12 protein-coding genes are annotated in these 16,254 nt (G+C 69.3%); 5 read left to right on the top strand and 7 right to left on the bottom strand.

Annotation, left to right across the window (positions count from 1 at the left end):
• The first annotated feature begins 87 nt into the window (after nucleotides 1-87).
• Together ON19_RS11900 and ON19_RS11905 are read left to right on the top strand one after the other, a co-directional pair.
• Complete coding sequence (locus tag ON19_RS11900; protein WP_051168773.1) at nucleotides 88-1,161, top strand: phosphotransferase; 1,074 nt, start codon at nucleotides 88-90, stop codon at nucleotides 1,159-1,161.
• Between the two features lie 291 nt (nucleotides 1,162-1,452).
• Nucleotides 1,453-2,322 (top strand): expansin EXLX1 family cellulose-binding protein, encoded by an 870-nt coding sequence (locus ON19_RS11905; protein ID WP_083899311.1) that lies wholly within the window; start codon nucleotides 1,453-1,455, stop codon nucleotides 2,320-2,322.
• 3 nt (nucleotides 2,323-2,325) lie between these two features.
• On the opposite strand, the gene ON19_RS11910 is transcribed toward ON19_RS11905, so the two are convergent.
• Complete coding sequence (locus tag ON19_RS11910) at nucleotides 2,326-4,017, bottom strand: FAD-binding dehydrogenase (RefSeq protein ID WP_174377689.1); 1,692 nt, start codon at nucleotides 4,015-4,017, stop codon at nucleotides 2,326-2,328.
• Nucleotides 4,014-4,652, bottom strand: a complete 639-nt coding sequence (locus tag ON19_RS11915; protein WP_043690182.1) for a TetR/AcrR family transcriptional regulator — start codon at nucleotides 4,650-4,652, stop codon at nucleotides 4,014-4,016. Before ON19_RS11915 ends, ON19_RS11910 begins: the two co-directional genes overlap by 4 nt.
• 214 nt (nucleotides 4,653-4,866) lie before the next feature.
• Between ON19_RS11915 and ON19_RS11920 the strand changes: the two genes are divergently transcribed.
• Entirely contained in the window at nucleotides 4,867-5,871 is a 1,005-nt protein-coding gene (locus ON19_RS11920) for a zinc-binding alcohol dehydrogenase family protein (RefSeq protein WP_043690311.1), read from the top strand.
• Between the two features lie 155 nt (nucleotides 5,872-6,026).
• Nucleotides 6,027-6,683, top strand: a complete 657-nt coding sequence (locus tag ON19_RS11925; protein WP_051168775.1) for a cutinase family protein — start codon at nucleotides 6,027-6,029, stop codon at nucleotides 6,681-6,683.
• Nucleotides 6,684-6,749: 66 nt separating this feature from the next.
• Here the strand turns inward: ON19_RS11925 and ON19_RS11930 are convergent, their stop codons facing one another.
• From ON19_RS11930 to ON19_RS11945, 4 genes are all read right to left on the bottom strand, one after another.
• Nucleotides 6,750-8,777, bottom strand: a complete 2,028-nt coding sequence (locus tag ON19_RS11930; RefSeq protein ID WP_043690184.1) for an SDR family oxidoreductase — start codon at nucleotides 8,775-8,777, stop codon at nucleotides 6,750-6,752.
• 316 nt (nucleotides 8,778-9,093) lie between these two features.
• Nucleotides 9,094-10,797 (bottom strand): bifunctional metallophosphatase/5'-nucleotidase, encoded by a 1,704-nt coding sequence (locus ON19_RS11935; RefSeq protein WP_051168776.1) that lies wholly within the window; start codon nucleotides 10,795-10,797, stop codon nucleotides 9,094-9,096.
• A gap of 85 nt (nucleotides 10,798-10,882) precedes the next feature.
• Complete coding sequence (locus tag ON19_RS11940) at nucleotides 10,883-11,539, bottom strand: biliverdin-producing heme oxygenase (RefSeq protein ID WP_043690186.1); 657 nt, start codon at nucleotides 11,537-11,539, stop codon at nucleotides 10,883-10,885.
• A 106-nt stretch (nucleotides 11,540-11,645) separates the two neighbouring features.
• Nucleotides 11,646-13,070 carry a threonine/serine exporter family protein gene (locus ON19_RS11945; RefSeq protein WP_227955041.1) on the bottom strand — a complete coding sequence of 475 codons (1,425 nt, stop codon included), beginning with the start codon at nucleotides 13,068-13,070 and terminating at the stop codon, nucleotides 11,646-11,648.
• A 237-nt stretch (nucleotides 13,071-13,307) separates the two neighbouring features.
• On the opposite strand from ON19_RS11945, the gene ON19_RS11950 reads away from it, so the two are divergent.
• Nucleotides 13,308-14,162, top strand: coding sequence for an LLM class F420-dependent oxidoreductase (locus ON19_RS11950; protein ID WP_043690321.1), 855 nt, complete (start codon nucleotides 13,308-13,310; stop codon nucleotides 14,160-14,162).
• Between the two features lie 89 nt (nucleotides 14,163-14,251).
• On the opposite strand, the gene ON19_RS11955 is transcribed toward ON19_RS11950, so the two are convergent.
• On the bottom strand, nucleotides 14,252-16,147 hold the full coding sequence (locus ON19_RS11955; RefSeq protein WP_043690188.1) for a vWA domain-containing protein: 1,896 nt from the start codon (nucleotides 16,145-16,147) through the stop codon (nucleotides 14,252-14,254).
• Nucleotides 16,148-16,254 lie beyond the last annotated feature (107 nt).

Here is a 16,254-nt window from a genome sequence, read left to right on the forward strand (position 1 = left end):
GCACAAAGAGTGCTGCCCGGGATACTGAGACTCGGCGGCCACGTGCTGGCGGAGAGGATCTTTCGGCGCAGAGTTGTCGAGATTCCGATGAAGAAGCGCGAGGTCGACGCGCAGTGGCTGACCGCGGTGCTTGCGGCCGAACATCCTGGGGCGGAGGTGGAATCGTTCGAGATCGTCGATGCCAGCGTTGGTACGACAAGCCGGTGGAAGGCTACGGTCAGCTACAACGAGGCCGGTCGGAAGGCTCAGTTGCCTGAGCATCTGTTCGCTAAGACAACGTCGACCTTTACCCAACGTCTGACGCAATACTTGGCACACGCGCTGCCCGGTGAGCCTGGGTTCTTCCAGTACTTGCGTCCAGAGCTGAATATCGAGGCTCCACACGGATATTTCGGCGCCGCGGATTTGCGCACCGGCCGGTCACTCACGCTGCTCGAAGACATCAGCGTCACCAAGCAGGCACGATTCTGCACCCCGATGGAGCCCATCACCCGGGAGCAGATACAAGACCTGCTGGCGAACATGGCAGTCTGGCACGGTCACTACTGGGAGTCGCCCGAACTGAAGTCGCACAAATGGTTGAAGACGCCGAGCGCGCACTTCCGCAACTTCGACCGGCTCCTCGGAATGAGGAAACGAGCGAGTGTCGGGCTCGAGCGCGCTCCCCAGCTCGTGCCCGACACGCTGCCTCCCGTACAGGACGAACTCTATGACGCGTGTGAGAAGTCCCTACTGATCGCCGAACGAAGCGCGCAGACACTGCTGCACGGGGACCCCCACATCGGCAACGCGTATGTGTGCGATGACGGCAGCATGGGTTTCACCGACTGGCAGTTGGTACTGCGGGGCAGCTGGGCTTTCGACGTGACCTACACGATCACCTCCGGGCTCGAGGTGGAGGATCGCCGGGCGTGGGAGCGTGAGCTCATCGAGTTCTATGTCGACCGCCTGCACGCGGCAGGCGGGCCTGCCTTGCCTTTCGAGGCCGCATGGCTGGCCTACCGACAGCAGTGCCTCTATCCCTATTTCGCATGGATGATCACCATCGGGCGCAGTGCCCTCATGCCCGAATTCCAACCCGACGAGGTATGTCGCGCGATCGTGCACCGCACATCCACGGCGATCATGGACCTGGACGCGCTGCACGCGGTCAACAGCTGATCCCACTGGATTGTTCGTTTTGGCCTACTCGCCGAGCGGCGATCCCATCGCCTGCGGCGGATACAGGGCCTGGGACTGCTGCACGACGAGGTGACAGGTTGACACCTCGTCGTGCAGCAGTCCCATGTCAGATGCGGTGTAGAACCCTTGCCAGGTTGCGAGTTCGCTACGAAAGGGTGCTCTTTCACAATGAAGAATTTTCGTTCGCGGTGCACACGAGGCGCGGGGCTGCTTTCCTGGTGAAGTCAGGATGGACAGTCCGCGAGCAGGTGAGCCGGAGTCGGGGAAGCGATGCACCGGGTACCGATCCAAGAGCGGCCATTCCGTTCCGAATGGCTGTGGTTTGCCGCAGGCGTGCTGGCCACCGTCGCGGTGGTCGTCTGGCTGGTGCGGCCGTCGGCGCCGAGCTGCGGTGCCGCGACCGCACTGAACGAGGCGTCCTCGCCCTCGCGATTACCGGTGAGCGCCATGACTTTCGCGCCGCTCGGGCCGGAAAGGTCCGCCGAGGCGCGCTACAACAGGTTCGGCAAGCAGGTGTCGTGTTCCTTCCGCGAGCTGCCGCCGGACGGGTACTACGCCGGGCTGTCCACCTCCGACTACGGTCGTGCCGACCTCTGCGGGGCGTATCTGGACATCCAGGGCCCACGCGGTCCGGTCCGGGCGCTGGTGGTGGACCACTGTCCGGCATGCGCTGGGGAAGAACTGAATCTGAGCGCGGCCGCGTTCGAGCTGATCGCCGATCCCGACGACGGGGTGGCTCCGATCCGCTACCGCCTGGTCCGCGACCCGCAACCGGTGCAGGAGCTGACCTTCGAGGTCAAGCAGGACTCTTCCCCATCCTGGTTCGGCATTCTGTTCGCCGGCACCGGAAATCCCTTGCGCGAGGCGGCTGTCCGGCCCGCAGGTGGCGGTCCGTGGCAACAGCTCACCCGGCGGGCCGACAACTATTGGACCCTCTCCGGCGCCGGACGGGGCCCGTTCACGGCACGCGTGACGGACGTCTTCGGCAACGAGGCCGAGATCACCGACGTCACGGTGAAGCCGGGGCGATACTCGGCGGGCATTCGGCTCTACTCCGGCGCGCCCTGGTTCACGTCCCTCGCGCCGTCCCTGGCGACCTCGACGGGGCCTGCCGCGGCGGCGTCCCGGTGCAGGCCATAGCGATCAGGCCAGTTTCGCGGCCAGCGCACGTCCGGCGGCCCGGCCGGAGAAGATGCACCCGCCGAGGAAGGTGCCCTCCAGCGCGTTGTACCCGTGCACGCCACCGCCGCCGAACCCGGCCACCTCGCCCGCGGCGTACAGACCGGGGAACGCCGTGCCGTCCGGCCGGATCACCTGCGAATCCAGGTCGGTCTGCAAGCCGCCCAGAGTCTTCCGGGTGAGAATGTTCAGCCGCACGGCGATCAGCGGTCCGGCGGCCGGGTCGAGGATCCGGTGCGGTTTGGCGACCCGGCCCGCCTTGTCGCCGAAGTACCGGCGCGCGTTGTCGATCGCCATCAGCTGGCTGTCCTTGCTGTACTTGTTCGCCAGTTCCCGGTCGCGGGCGACAATCTGGCGTTCCAGGTCGTCGTGGTCCAGTTGGGGGCCGCGCGCGATCTTGTTCATGCCTTCGACCAGTTCACGCAGCGTGTCCGCGACGACGAAGTCGACGCCGTGCTGTTTGAACGCCTCGACCGGCCCCGGCGCCCCCTTGGCGACGCGGCTTTTCAGGGTGAGCTTGAGATCCTTACCGGTGATATCCGGGTTCTGCTCGGAGCCCGACAGCGCGAACTCCTTCTCGATGATCGACTGGGTGAGCACGAACCAGGAGTAGTCGTAGCCGGTCTTCAGGATCGCCTTCATCGTCGTATTGGTGTCGAACCCGGGGAAACACGGTGCGGGCAACCGTTTTCCGTTCGCGTCGAACCACAGCGACGACGGGCCCGGGATGATCCGGATGGCGTGGTCGGGCCAGATCGGATCCCAGTTGACGATGCCCTCGGTGTAGTGCCACATGCGGTCCCGGTTGACGATCGCGCCGCCCGCCGCCTCGGTGATGCCGAGCATCCGGCCGTCGACGTGCGCGGGCACGCCGGAGATCAGCGTCTTCGGGCACGGCCCGAGTCGCTCGGTGGGCCAGTTGCGCCGGATCATCTCGTGGTTGTGACCGATGCCGCCGGACGTCACGATCACGGCCTTGGCGCGGAGTTCGAACTCACCGACCGCGGTCCGGGACGAGGCGCGGCCGCGCTCGAGATCGGTGTCCTCGAGCACGGTGCCGCGCACGCCGACGACCGCGTCGTCCGCCACGATCAGTTCGTCCACGCGATGGCGGAAGCTGAAGCGAACCAGACCGCGCCGCTCGCCCTCGAGGACCGGCTCGGCGAAGACCCGCACCACCTCGGGGCCGGTGCCCCAGGTGAGGTGGAAGCGCGGCACCGAATTGCCGTGCCCGTCGGCGCGGTCGCCGCCGCGTTCGGCCCACCCGACCAGCGGGGTCACGCGCAGGCCGAGATCGCGCAGATAGTCGCGCTTCTCGGTGGCCGCGAACCGCACGTACGCCTGCGCCCACTGCCTGGCCCACTTGTCCTCGTCGTCGCGGTCGAACCCGGCCGAGCCGAGCCAGTCCTGCAGGGCGAGATCGTAGGAGTCCTTGATGCCGAGGCGCCGCTGTTCCGGGCTGTCGACGAAGAACAGGCCGCCCAGCGACCAGAACGCCTGGCCGCCCAGGTTGTTGCGGTTCTCCTGGTCGAGCACGTGCACCGTGCGACCCGCCTTGACCAGCTCGTGCGTGGCGACCAGGCCGGCCAGCCCGGCGCCGATGACGAGGACGTCCGCCTCCGGCGTCACCTCGGGGCTGCTGTGGGACATGTTCATCCTTCGGTTGCGGTGCTGTAGGCCAGCACGACGTGGTGGAAGAGTTCGGTGCGCCGCGCGCGCACGGCGCGGCTGTCCGGCTCCATCAGGACCTGCACGCTGGTGCCGTCGTGCACGGCGATGAGCGCTTGGCCGAACGACTCGGGATCCGGCACGGTGCGGCCGCCGCGGGCGAGCGCGGCGACGATGGTGGGCATGAGCGCCGCCACGATGGCCTCCTCGCGGGCGGCCATCACCCGGCGCAGCGCGGGGGTGCGCAGGGCGTGCGCGGTGAATTCCGCGGTGATCCGGTACCAGCCCTCGTCGACGGGAACCGCTCGTTCCAGGCGCTCGACGGCGGTGCGCACGTCATCGGCGCCTCCGGCCGCGATCCCGTCGAGAATCGCGCTCGCCTCGGTGAGCATCGCCGTGGAGCGCTGCTCCCACATGGCCAGGAACAGCTCGTCCAGCGAACTGAAATTCGAGTAGAACGCCCCGCGGGTGAACCCGGCGCGTTCGCACACCCGCTCCACGGTGGCGCGTCCGAAGCCCTCCTCGGCGAACGCCTCGTAGGCGGCTTTCAACAGCCGGTTCCTGGTTTCGGCGCGGCGGCGGGTGACCCGGGCGGGCGCGGCCTGCGCGGCGTCGGACGCCATCGGGCACCTCCTCGGTTCGGCCTCGACCGATCATCGGATACAGAAATGTACTCGATACAGAAACGTATCAGACTGCGTTGCCGAGCACGGCCGAATGCGCCGAGTAGGGTGAATCCGGCGCACCCCGGTGGGGGGCCGGGTTGCCCGATCCGTGTCGGTCCTATCGGTGCGAGGTGATCCGGCGATGAGCGAACTCCCCGGCGGCAGGACCTCGATGCGGTGCTGGCGGGTGCGCAGGCCGGGGCCGATCGATGGCGGCCCGTTGCACGCGGAGCGCACGCCGGTGCCGGAACCCGGCCCGGGGGATCTGCTGGTGCGTGTTCTCGCCTGCGGCGTGTGCCGGACCGACTTGCATGTGGCCGAGGGGGATCTTCCGGTACACCGCGCCGCAGTGGTGCCCGGGCACGAGGTGGTCGGCGAGGTCGTCGCGTTCGGTCAGGGTGCGCAGCGGGAGGGTTTCGCGGTCGGGGATCGAGTGGGCATCGCCTGGTTGCGGCACACGTGCGGGGAGTGCAAATTCTGCCTGCGCGGGGCGGAGAACCTCTGTGCGCATTCGGCCTACACGGGCTGGGATGCCGACGGCGGGTACGCCGAATTCGCTCGCGTTCCTGCGGCATACGCGCTGCGGCTGCCCCCCGGTTACTCCGACGCGGACACGGCTCCGCTGCTGTGCGCCGGCATCATCGGGTACCGGGCGCTGCTGCGGGCCGCCGTGCCGCCGGGCGGGCGGCTCGGCATATACGGCTTCGGCGGCAGCGCGCACATCGCCGCCCAGGTGGCCGCCGCGCAGGGAGCGGAGGTGCACGTGATGACACGGGATCCGGCCGCGCGCGAGCTCGCGTCCGCCCTCGGGGCGGCGTCGGTGCAGGGCGCGGCGGATCCGCCTCCGGCGCTGCTGGATTCGGCGATCCTGTTCGCGCCGGTCGGTGACCTGGTGCCGCCCGCCATGGCGGCGCTCGATCGGGGCGGCGTACTCGCCGTCGCCGGTATCCATCTCAGTGACATTCCCGCGCTGAACTACCAGCGGCATCTGTTCCAGGAGCGGGAGATTCGCTCGGTGACCGCGAATACCCGCGCGGACGCCCGCGAATTCCTGGCTTTCGCCGCCGATCACCGGATACATCTGACCACGCACGGGTACTCCCTGGACATGGCGGATCGGGCGCTGACCGATCTCGCGCACGGACGGTTCACCGGCGCAGCGGTTCTCGTGCCGTAGGGGCTCGGAGAACACGATTCGGCGCTGAGTCCGTATCGGTCGGATGGAGTTCCTTGACGGCCCTGGGAGCCGTTCTTACCTTCGCGGATATAGCCGTAATTGTCACTGACAAGTGTCGATCGGCTGTCTCACAACGGCGTGAGTAGGTGAGTACGATGGCCAATCGGAAGGTAATTCATTTCGAGAAGTGGCGTGTGGTAAGGGCGTTTGCCGTGCTACTGCTCGTCGCGGGATTCGGGGCGGCGACGGGATTGCAGGCATGGGCGACGTCCTGTGCGGCGGTCGACGTCGTCGTCGCGAGAGGCACCCACGAACCCGGATATCTGGGTTCGGTGGTGGGCGACCCGCTCTATGACGCGCTGTGGCAAGCACTTCCGGTCGACTCGCAGGCCTACCGGGTGGACTATCCGGCCGACCTGCTCGATCCCTCCTCGATCAGCCGCGGCACCCAGGACATGACCGCCCATGTGATGTGGCAAGCGGCCAGGTGCCCGGACCAGCGGTTCATCCTGGTCGGCTTCTCGCAAGGTGCTGTCGTGACCCACGGGGTGCTCGGCACCGGCATCGTGACCGCGCTCGGCGGCATTCACTCGCTGCCCGCGGACCTGGAATCCCGGGTGTCGGCGGTGCTGCTGTTCGGCGATCCCATCCGGCTGATCGGCTGGGGCGTGCCGGACCGATACGCCTGGCGAACCGGAAACTACTGCGCGAGTGGTGATCCGGTGTGCGAGGGCGGCATCCGTCCCGCCGCGCACACCGACTACCGGTGGGCCATGTGGCCCGCGGTCGAGTTCACGGTGTACCGGGTGTGACATCCCGGAAACGGGAATCCGGACGGTGGGGCCGACCGAGGTCGGCCCCACCGTCCGGGGTGCCCGCTACCAGTGCAAACCAGGAACGACGCGGGCGACGCGCGCCGCGGGGGCGGGCAGCGCCATCAGCGGCATGATCACCGGGGCCAGCACGGACAGCGCGCCGCGGCTGGGCGCCTGCTCGGCGGTCGACTCCTCGGCCGGACGGCGGTCCGAGTCGCCCCGCGCGGCGCGGGATTCCCCGAACAGGCGGAAGCCCTGGTGCATGATCTGGCGTTTGACCGACGGCATCAGCAACTCGACCGCCTGCGCGAAGGTGCCGACCGGTGTGTCGATGCGATCCGGGCGGTCCTCCAGCGCGCGGACCACGATAGCGGCGGCCTGCTCCGGATCCGGTACCGGAAGTGCCCGGTACAGATCGGTCGGCGCGATCATCGGGGTCCGCACCAGCGGCATCCGCACCGAGGTGAACGTGATTCCGGCATCCCGGTTCTCCACCGCCGCGATCTCGCTGAAGTTGTCCAGCGCCGACTTGCTCGCCACATAGGCGGCGAACCGGGGCACCTTGGTCTGCACCGCGATCGAGGAGATGTTGACCACGTGCCCGAAGCGGCGCGCCCGCATCGACGGCAGCAGTCCGAGGATGAGCCGGACCGCGCCGAAGTAGTTCACCGCCATGGTGCGCTCGAAATCGTGCATCCGGTCGGTGGAGTTGAGCACGGAGCGGCGGATCGAGCGGCCCGCGTTGTTCACCAGGTAGTCGACGTGGCCGTGGTCGTCGAGGACGCACTGCACGAGCTTCTCGACGGCTTCGGAGTCGGTGATGTCGCACGGATAGGTATGCGCGACACCGCCTTCCGCGCGCACGGCGTCGGCCGCGGCCGCCAAGTCGTCGTGACCGCGGGCGACCATCAGCACCTTGGCGCCGCGCCGGGCGACGGCGTGCGCGGTGGCCAGCCCGATCCCGGAGGACGCGCCCGTGATCAGCACGACCCGGCCGGCCAGCGGGTCGCCGGAGACGGTCACGCGACCGCGCTGCGGGTCGAGGTGGTCACGCCAGTACTGCCACAGGCGTTCGGCGTAGCTGTCGAACGACGGCACGGTCGGCCCGGCGCTGCGCAGCTGGGCGCGGGTGGAGTCGCTGATGAACTCCGCGGAGAACGAAGTGTGCGGAGCGACTTCGGCCGGGATGCCGAGCTGTTCGAGCAGGAAATCGCGCACGGTGGCGACCCCGGGAAGGTGTGCCAGACCGCTGAGCGCCAGCCCGCTGCCCGGCAGTGTGCCCACGCCGGTGGGCGCGCCCGCCGCGGCGGCGAGGGCGCTGTACACCTCGCCGAACGGCTGTGGCTCGGGGTTGACCAGGTGGAAGGTGCGGCCGTCCAGGCCGGGGCGGCGGATCAGTTCCGCCATCGCGGCCGAGACATAGTCGACCGGAACGATATTCGTCGCGCCGAGATCGGGCAGCGGCAACGGCAGATCGGACGGCAGGGTGCCGAGCTTCGCGATCGCGCTGAAGAAGTAGTAGGGGCCGTCGATCTTGTCCATCTCGCCGGTACGGGAATCGCCCACGATGATCGCGGGCCGGTAGACCCGCCAGCGCACGCCGCGCGATTCGCGCACCAGCTTCTCGGCGGCGAACTTGGTGCGGTGATACGGCGAGGTCAGTTGCTGTCCGAGGTCGAAGTCCTCCTCGAAGAACTTGCCTTTGTGGTCGCCCGCCACCGCCACCGAGGAGACGTGGTGCAGCACCGCGCCCAGCTCGCGCGCCAAGCTCAGCACCGAGCGCGTGCCGGTGACGTTCGCGGCGTGCGCGGTGTCCTCGTCGGCGGTCATGTCGTAGACGGCGCCGAGATGGACGACGTGGTCGGCCTGCGGTGCCTCGCACGCCAGGCCGAGTCCGTCGGCGGTGAGATCGCCGATCAGCGCGAAGACACGTTCCGCGCCGCGCCAACCCGCCGCGATATCCGTGAATTTCGCCAGCGACGTTTCGCGCACCAGCACGTGGACAATCGCCTCGGCGTCGCGATCCAGGAGGTCCTGCACGACCCGCCTGCCCAAGAATCCGGTTCCGCCCGTCACGATGTAAGTGGCCATCGCACTCTCCTGCTGTTCACTCGAACCATGTTGTCGCACAAGTCATCCGGCATGCGGCAATGGATCCGGACAGCGTCGCTCGGCCCCCAGCGACAGAACGTCGGGCCGAAAGTAGGAACACCTTCGTCCTGACTTATTACTGAACAGTAATCGACCGCGTGTGGCACCGGCAAGCGATCATGACCCGTTCGGCCTGTGGGACTGGTCACCCGAATGTGCAGGTCAAACGGTATGTGTTACATAGATTTCCAGTTACCCACAATCTGGTCGAGTGTCCAGCAATCCGGCAGCGTCCGGTGCGGCTACTTCCAGACGGCTACTTCTTCTCCACGCGGTCGGGCGGCGCCTGCAGTGGGGGCTTGTCCCGGAGAAATGTCTCGAAAGCATCAAGGTCGGTCGGGCCCGCCGCGGTATCGGCGCCTTCGGTGAAGACGGTGAACCCGTCACCCCCGGAAGCGAGGAAGCTGTTGGTGGTGATCCGGTAGGTGGCGACGGGGTTGAGCGGCTGCCCGCCGACGCGGACGCTGTCCGCGATCACCTTCGCGCCCTTGGGGGCGGTGGCGGAGTATGTGTAGGTGATACCGGCGGGGGAGAGGATGGTCGGCTTCGCGGGGTCGTTCCACTGTTGTTCCAGCAGACGCAGGATCTGGCTGCCGGTCAGCGTCAGCGTGACGACCTGGTTGCCGAACGGCTGGACGGTGAAGATGTCGCCGTAGGTGATCGGCCCCTGCTTCAGGTCGGCGCGCACACCGCCGGGGTTCATGAAGGCCGCGACCGCGGAGGCGGGGCCCGCGGTGACCGACAGCATGGAATCGGCGATCACCTCGCCGAGCGGTGAGGTGCCGGCCTGGCCGGGGCCGTGTGGAAGGGCATCCGCGGTCGCGCCGACGACGCGGCCCGCCCGGGGCCGGGACTGCTCGGTGTAGAAATCGATCAGAGCGGTCGTCGGAGCGTCGGGTGTGACCTCGCGGGTCACGACCCGGTTCACCGCCGAGGCCTGCACGCCGTCGCTGCCGAAACGCAGTGTGACATCGGTGATGAGCCGTCCGTACGAGGCCGCCTGCGTGATCACTTTGCCGCCGACGGTGCACACGTAGGGCTGATGGCTGTGGGCGGTGAACACCGCCCGGACCGCGGGGTCGATCCGCTCGGCCAGCCCCGTCACGTTCGGGGTGACGTTCGCGCATCCGTTGTAGTCCAGCGGCGCGTCCCGCTCGGGTCGCTGGGCGCCTCCGTCGTGCACCAGCGCCACGATGGTTTCGGCGCCCGCCGCCTTCATCTCCGGCACGTAGCGGTTGATCGCGGCGGCTTCGTCGCCGAAGTGATAGCCCCGGATGCCCTCGGGCAGCACGATATTCGCGGTATCGGGCGTCACCGTCCCGATCACGCCGATCCGGTGCCCGCCCACCTCCAGCGAGGTCCACGGACGCAGCGCGGGCGGCAGGTTGCCCTGCGCGTCGGCCACGTTCGCGGCCAGGTACGGGAACCCGGCACCGGTGAACGGGGCGCCGGGCGAGCATCCGTCGAGAGCGCAGCCACCTTGCTGCAGGCGCGCCAATTCCCGGACGCCCTCGTCGAATTCGTGGTTGCCGACCGCCGACGCGGCGACTCCGGTGTTGTTCAGGAAGGTGATCGTCGGCTCGTCGTGGAACAGCGCCGACACCAACGGGCTCGCTCCGATGTTGTCTCCCGCCGCCAGCACGGCGCTGGACGGATAGGCGGCCTTCAGCCGGGCAAGATGCGTGGCGAGGTAGGCGGCGCCGCCCGCGTCGTGTCCGGCGATCTTCCCGGTGGATCCGCCCGGCGGCTGGAGATGTCCGTGCAGGTCGTTGAATCCGAACAGGTGCACCTCGTCCGGCTGCGCGGGACGTAGGTCGTTCGTCGAGATCAACGGCACGATCTGTGCCGCCGTCGACGAGCCGGGACCGGCGCCGGGATCGGACGTCGTGCCGCAACCCCCCACCAGACCGACACCGACAAGACCGGCAAGAACCACGGCGATGCGACGGCGCGCTCTCATACCACGACTGTCCCATGTCTCCGGCGTTCGCGCACGACGGCCGAAATTCCGCGTGCCACAGCGACGATGGGCTCGGCCCGGCCCGCTATTGAGCGGCGGGGAACTCCTCGGCGAGCTCCTCGAACACCGCGCTGTTCAGCGCGAAGGCGCGCTGACCCTCGTCGAGTACGCGGCGGCGTTCCAGATCGTCCAGCGGCAGGCGATCGAGCAGGCTGCGGTATTCGCGCTTGAACGCCGCGGGGTTGCCGACGCCGTCGAAGACGTAGAAGCGCACGCCGTCGCCGCGATGCGGCAGGTTCCACAGCTTTTCCGCGGTGCCGCGGATGACCTGTCCGCCCGACAGGTCGCCGAGGTAGCGGGTGTAGTGGTGGGCGATGTACCCGGCGGGCCAGTCGCGCGCGCACTCATCGATGCGCTCGGCGTAGGCCGCGGTCGCGGGCAGCGGCTCCAGACCGGTGTGCCAGCCGGGACCGATGAGATGTGCGAGGTCGCGTTCGAGTTCCGCGGTGCGGGCGAGCTCGGGCCGGATGAACGGCCCGGCGACCGGATCATCGGCGAGTGTCTTCCAGCGACCCTCGAGCGCGCGGTAGATGAACCAGAGCTGACCGGTGTAGCGGTGATACGAGTCCACGCCGAGCGAGCCGCCGAGCATGTCGCTCATGAAGCGGGAGTTCTCCGCCTCCGCATGCTGGCGCGCGGTGGCGGTGCGGATCTGCGTCGAGAACGGTACTGCTTCCGACATGCCCGAACCACCTCACCTCAACCGGGGCCGCCGCCGATTCGGGCCGCCCTGACCAGTTCGATAAGAGGGTACCGGGCGGGCGTTCGGCGCGCATGCACCTCGCGCCTCAGCGCGCGGGCGCCGACCGGCGGCGACGCCGCACGATCGGGCGGCGCAGCGAGCCGAACCGGCGCAGGATCCGCGGCCTGCGCACAGTGCGGTCGCACCACTCACCGAGCGTGACCCCCGCCGCCAGCGCGCAGCCGATGCCGAAGGCCGACAGCAGCTGGTTGCCACCGATCAGCAGTTCGTCGTTGAGCAGGGCGTAGAGCCCGCGGTAGACCTTGAGGCCGGGTAGCAGCGGGGTGATGCCCGCGACGGCGACGACCAGCGGGGGCGTCAGCGCGCGGCGGGCCATCAGGCCACCGGCCAGGCCGACCAGCGTCGCGGCGACGCCGGAGGAGATCACGGGGCCGAATCCGGCCTGCTGGATGAGCAGGAAACAGATGGTGCCCGCGGCGCCACTGCCCGCGGCCGCCGCGAGGGCCCGGCGTTCGGCGTAGCAGGCGAGCGCGAACGCCAGGGCGGCGACCGCACCGGCCAGGATCTTCACCGGCAGGTCGGTGATGTCGCGGGCGGAGGACAGGTAGACCGGTGGCACGGTGGCGTCGAGGAGATCGGCGACGTGCAGGGTGAGCGCGATGCCCGCGATGATGCCGCCGGTCATCATCATCACCTCGAGCATGCGGGCCGTCGCGGTGATCGGCGCACCGGTTATCGCGTCCTGCACCGAGCCGACCAGCTGTAATCCGCTGAGCAGCACGGTGATTCCGGCGGCGATGATCAGGGTCGGGTCGACGTCGATCTGCAAACGCGCGGCCAGGCTCGCCAGCACGATGGCCGGCATCGCCGCGATGGCCCCGCCCACCATGTGCTGGAAGAAGAACGGCAGCCCGTAGCGGTTGAGGACGCGATTGGTGCGGTCGATCGCCGCGGTGGTCGCGAAACTGACCGCGGCCACCAGCGCGCCCGCGCCGAGCAGCGCGGCGATCGCCGCCGCCATCAGCGACCACGCGGCGGTGGCGGTCCACCGGTGGTACGGATGCGGCGCCGAGGTGATCGCGTCGAGCGCTGCGCGGGCCTGGTTCGGGGGGACCACTTCGTTGCGGATCCGGCGGGTGAGCCGGTCCACGGCGGCGAGCCGGGTGAAATCGAGGGCGCGATAGTGCACGATCCGCATGGTGCTGGCCGGGGGCAGTGCCGGCCCGCGGTCGGCCCAGATGCGGATGGCGTCGTAGGTGACGTCGATGCTGCAGCGCGACAGCCCGTAGGTGGCGGCGATGAACCGCACCGTCGTTGTGGTGTCGACCACGCCGGTGCCGGAGGCGAGCACCACTTCACCGACTCGGACCGCGAGATCGAGGACTTCGGCGACCCGGGCGTCGTCGGTGAGATCGATCGGCTGCAACGGCGTCGGCGCCGTGACGATGGTGTCCGCGGTCGCCTGCCGGTCCGCGACCAGCAGGCCGACGGCCTGGCTGACGACGGGGATCGGCCGGGCGCGTCGCAGGCGAAGCCCGCGACGCCAGCCGAGGTGATCCACCCGTGCGGTGGTGACATCGCCTACGGAAGATGCGTCAGGACCCATGGAGGCGAACCTAGTCATCCGATGTGCCGTTGGCATCCGTGCGGGTGGGCGCGGGCGTGCCGGTCCCGGCTCCGTCCCCCTTGGTCGGACCGGCGAATCGTGGTAGAACTTGTTCTAATTTCGGCGATGGGAGCGCGTACGGTGCGGTACGGAATCGTGTTGTTCACCAGCGATCGGGGCATCACCCCCGCGGATGCGGCGGTGGCCGCCGAACGTGCCGGTTTCGACACGTTCTATGTCCCCGAGCACACCCACATCCCCGTGGTCCGCGCGGCGGCGCATCCGCGCACCGGCGACGCGAGCCTGCCCGACGACCGCTACCTGCGGACCCTCGACCCGTGGGTCGCGCTCGGCACCGCCGCGTCGGTGACCGAGCGCATCGGGTTGTCCACCGCGGTGGCGCTGCCCGCCGAACATCACCCGATCACGCTGGCCAAGACCATCGCCTCGCTGGACCATCTGTCCGGCGGCCGGGTCAGCCTGGGCGTCGGATTCGGCTGGAACACCGACGAATTGGCCCACCACGGCGTGCCGGCGGGCAAGCGCAGGACCGTGCTGCGCGAGCATCTGGAGGCGATGCGCGTGCTCTGGACCGAGGAGGAGGCCGACTTCGACGGCGAGTTCGTCGAGTTCGGGGCGAGCTGGTCCTGGCCGAAGCCGGTGCAGAAGCGCATCCCGGTCCTGCTCGGCGCGGCCGGCACCGAGAAGAACTTCACCTGGCTGGCGAAGCACGCCGACGGATGGATCACCACGCCGACCGAGGACGGCTTGGACCAGAAGATCGACCTGCTGCACCGCGTGTGGCGCGAGCACGAGCGCGCGGGCACCCCCGAGGTCGTCGCGCTCGCCGGTCGGCACGACGCCGAGCAGCTGGCTCGCTGGGCCGAATTCGGCGTCACCGAAGTCGTTTTCGGGCTGCCGGACCGCCCGGCGGAGGATGTGCGGGCCTACCTCACCCGGTTGGCCGGGAAACTCGGGATCGAGCACATCGGGTGACGCGCTGAACGCGTGACCCGGAGGACCTCCCGAGCCCGAGCCCGAGCCCGAGCCGACCTGCCCGTCACCCGGCTGACGGCCGGACGCGGCTAGCCGCGTCGGCGCAGCACCAGCACGCCCGCGATGACACCGACCACGACGACGGCGATGGCGCCGAGACCCGCGACGAGCAGCCATTCGCTCCGTGACTCCGTTGCCGCGTCCGCGGCGGCCACCGCGTCGGTGCGCTGCGCGACCCGCTGAGTGTCGGCCTTCTCCCCGAAGACGCCGTCGGCGACGCCGGAGGAGTACGTCGGCCCGGGTTCCCGACCGCCGGTGACGGTCAGGTCCAGCCGGATCGGCACCGGCGCCGCGTCGCCCTGCTCGAAGGTCGAGCCGACTTTCACCGCGATGTAGTACCAGCCCGGCACCGATTGCCTGCGGGCCTTGATGTCGTCGGCGGTCCGATTGGCGTAGCGCACGGGTACCGTCGCCCTCGCGTCCTTCGTCGGCAGCACGGTGTCGGTGCCGGTGTAGGCGGAGAAATCGGACTCGATCTCCTGGCGGATCGGGCTGTAGAGCGTGGTGCGGATATTGGAGATGTTGTCCAGTCCGCGCCCGCCGTTGCCGCCGTAGTGCACCCGGTAGGCCAGGCCCTGGCCCCAGTCGAGCCGGACACGGTAGAACACGAACTCGCCTTGCCGCAGGGTATCGGTGTAGCGACCACTGCCCGGCAGCGGTGCGGCCACGTTGAACGATCCGCCACCGGTCACAGGCGTGCCGGAACCGGTGGGCTCGGTGAATGCCGTGGGCGTGGTGGCAGCCGCCGGGCCAGGGTCGGTCGCCCCGGGCTCGATACCGACCAGCAACTCGACCGGTAGGCGCTCCGGGACGCCCGCCGAGACCTTGTCCCAGGTCACGGCGAAGGAGTAGCGGCCGCCTCCGCGGCACTTGTCCCCGCTCGCGCTGCCGCTGCGCTCTTTGGTCGCGCCGTCCCAGGTCTTGGCGATGGTGAGCGCCGCACCGTCACTGGATTTGGTGGTCAGCTCGGATTCGAAGGCATGGCAATCCTGACCGTCCGCGCCGTATACGCGTAGTTGCAAGGTGTTCAGATCCTCGGTCACGGAGACGTCCCGGACGCGCGGGAACGACACCGTCCCACTGAAGTAGGCGGTCGCCCCCGCGGGCACGTCGACGGACCAGTACCTCTTCTCCTGCCGGCCGATGGTGTCGAGATATTGGCCGGGCGCGGCGACCGGCGCGGTGTCGTGCGAGCCGGTGCCGGTGATCGGTATTCCCGCGGCGCGGTAGTTGCGCAGAGCGGCGGCGCTCACGCGCGGCAGCACCCGCTCCAGTGCGCGACCGTCGGCCGCGTCGGTGTAGGTGCCGCCGGTGGCCTGTGCCATGCAGGTCAGCTGGTTGCGGGCGGCGGGGTCCACCGCGAACCCGATGGCGTGCACGACCAGATCGATGCCGCGCTGCTTCACTTCCCGTGCGATGTCGCACGCGTCGGGTGGAGCGCAGGTGTCCTCACCGTCGGAGACCAGCACGATCGAGCGTGGACCCGGGCCGGGCATGGCATCGGCGGCTTGCCGCAGCGCGGGACCCATGGGCGTCCAGCCGCGCGCCTGGATGCCGTCGACGGCGGTGGTCAGCGCGGCCTTGTCGAGCGGATCGGCACGCCGCAGCAGGTGGACGTCCCGGCATCCGGCGGCCTTCTCCGCCTCGGCGTTCCCGGTGCCCGTGCCGTAGGCGACGAGGCCGACCTTCGACTCGGCGGGCGCGGCCGCGACGAACGCGCGCACCGCGTTCTTCGCCGCATCCATCATGGTGCCCGCCGGGTCCGGCCGCTGCATCGATCCGGAGGCGTCCAGGATCAGCATGGTCGGCGCGTACCGCGGTGGCTGCTCGGTCCGGTCCGGCTGTGCCGCCGCGCCGGGCGCGGCGAGTGCCGCACCGATCAGGCAGGCGGTGAGCACGGCGATGAGCTGGGTGAATCTCGGCATGATCCTCGTCGATGGTTCGCCTGCGATGTCGCACGGCACGGCAATTCGGTCCCGGTGACCGTATTGGCCGGTCGCGCCGCCGCGCGAGTCGAACTGCCCTCGGACGG

The organism is Nocardia abscessus NBRC 100374, assembly GCF_000308455.1.
GTDB classification, from domain to species: Bacteria; Actinomycetota; Actinomycetes; order Mycobacteriales; family Mycobacteriaceae; genus Nocardia; species Nocardia abscessus.

What these genes read in the sequence shown, in the direction of transcription:
- ON19_RS11925 (WP_051168775.1), top strand. Translation starts at nt 6,027, where the DNA reads ATGGCCAATCGGAAGGTAATTCATTTCGAGAAGTGGCGTGTGGTAAGG.
- ON19_RS11915 (WP_043690182.1), bottom strand. Translation starts at nt 4,652, where the DNA reads ATGGCGTCCGACGCCGCGCAGGCCGCGCCCGCCCGGGTCACCCGCCGC.
- ON19_RS11955 (WP_043690188.1), bottom strand. Translation starts at nt 16,147, where the DNA reads ATGCCGAGATTCACCCAGCTCATCGCCGTGCTCACCGCCTGCCTGATC.
- ON19_RS11905 (WP_083899311.1), top strand. Translation starts at nt 1,453, where the DNA reads ATGCACCGGGTACCGATCCAAGAGCGGCCATTCCGTTCCGAATGGCTG.
- ON19_RS11930 (WP_043690184.1), bottom strand. Translation starts at nt 8,777, where the DNA reads ATGGCCACTTACATCGTGACGGGCGGAACCGGATTCTTGGGCAGGCGG.
- ON19_RS11920 (WP_043690311.1), top strand. Translation starts at nt 4,867, where the DNA reads ATGCGGTGCTGGCGGGTGCGCAGGCCGGGGCCGATCGATGGCGGCCCG.
- ON19_RS11910 (WP_174377689.1), bottom strand. Translation starts at nt 4,017, where the DNA reads ATGAACATGTCCCACAGCAGCCCCGAGGTGACGCCGGAGGCGGACGTC.
- ON19_RS11900 (WP_051168773.1), top strand. Translation starts at nt 88, where the DNA reads ATGAAGAAGCGCGAGGTCGACGCGCAGTGGCTGACCGCGGTGCTTGCG.
- ON19_RS11940 (WP_043690186.1), bottom strand. Translation starts at nt 11,539, where the DNA reads ATGTCGGAAGCAGTACCGTTCTCGACGCAGATCCGCACCGCCACCGCG.
- ON19_RS11935 (WP_051168776.1), bottom strand. Translation starts at nt 10,797, where the DNA reads ATGAGAGCGCGCCGTCGCATCGCCGTGGTTCTTGCCGGTCTTGTCGGT.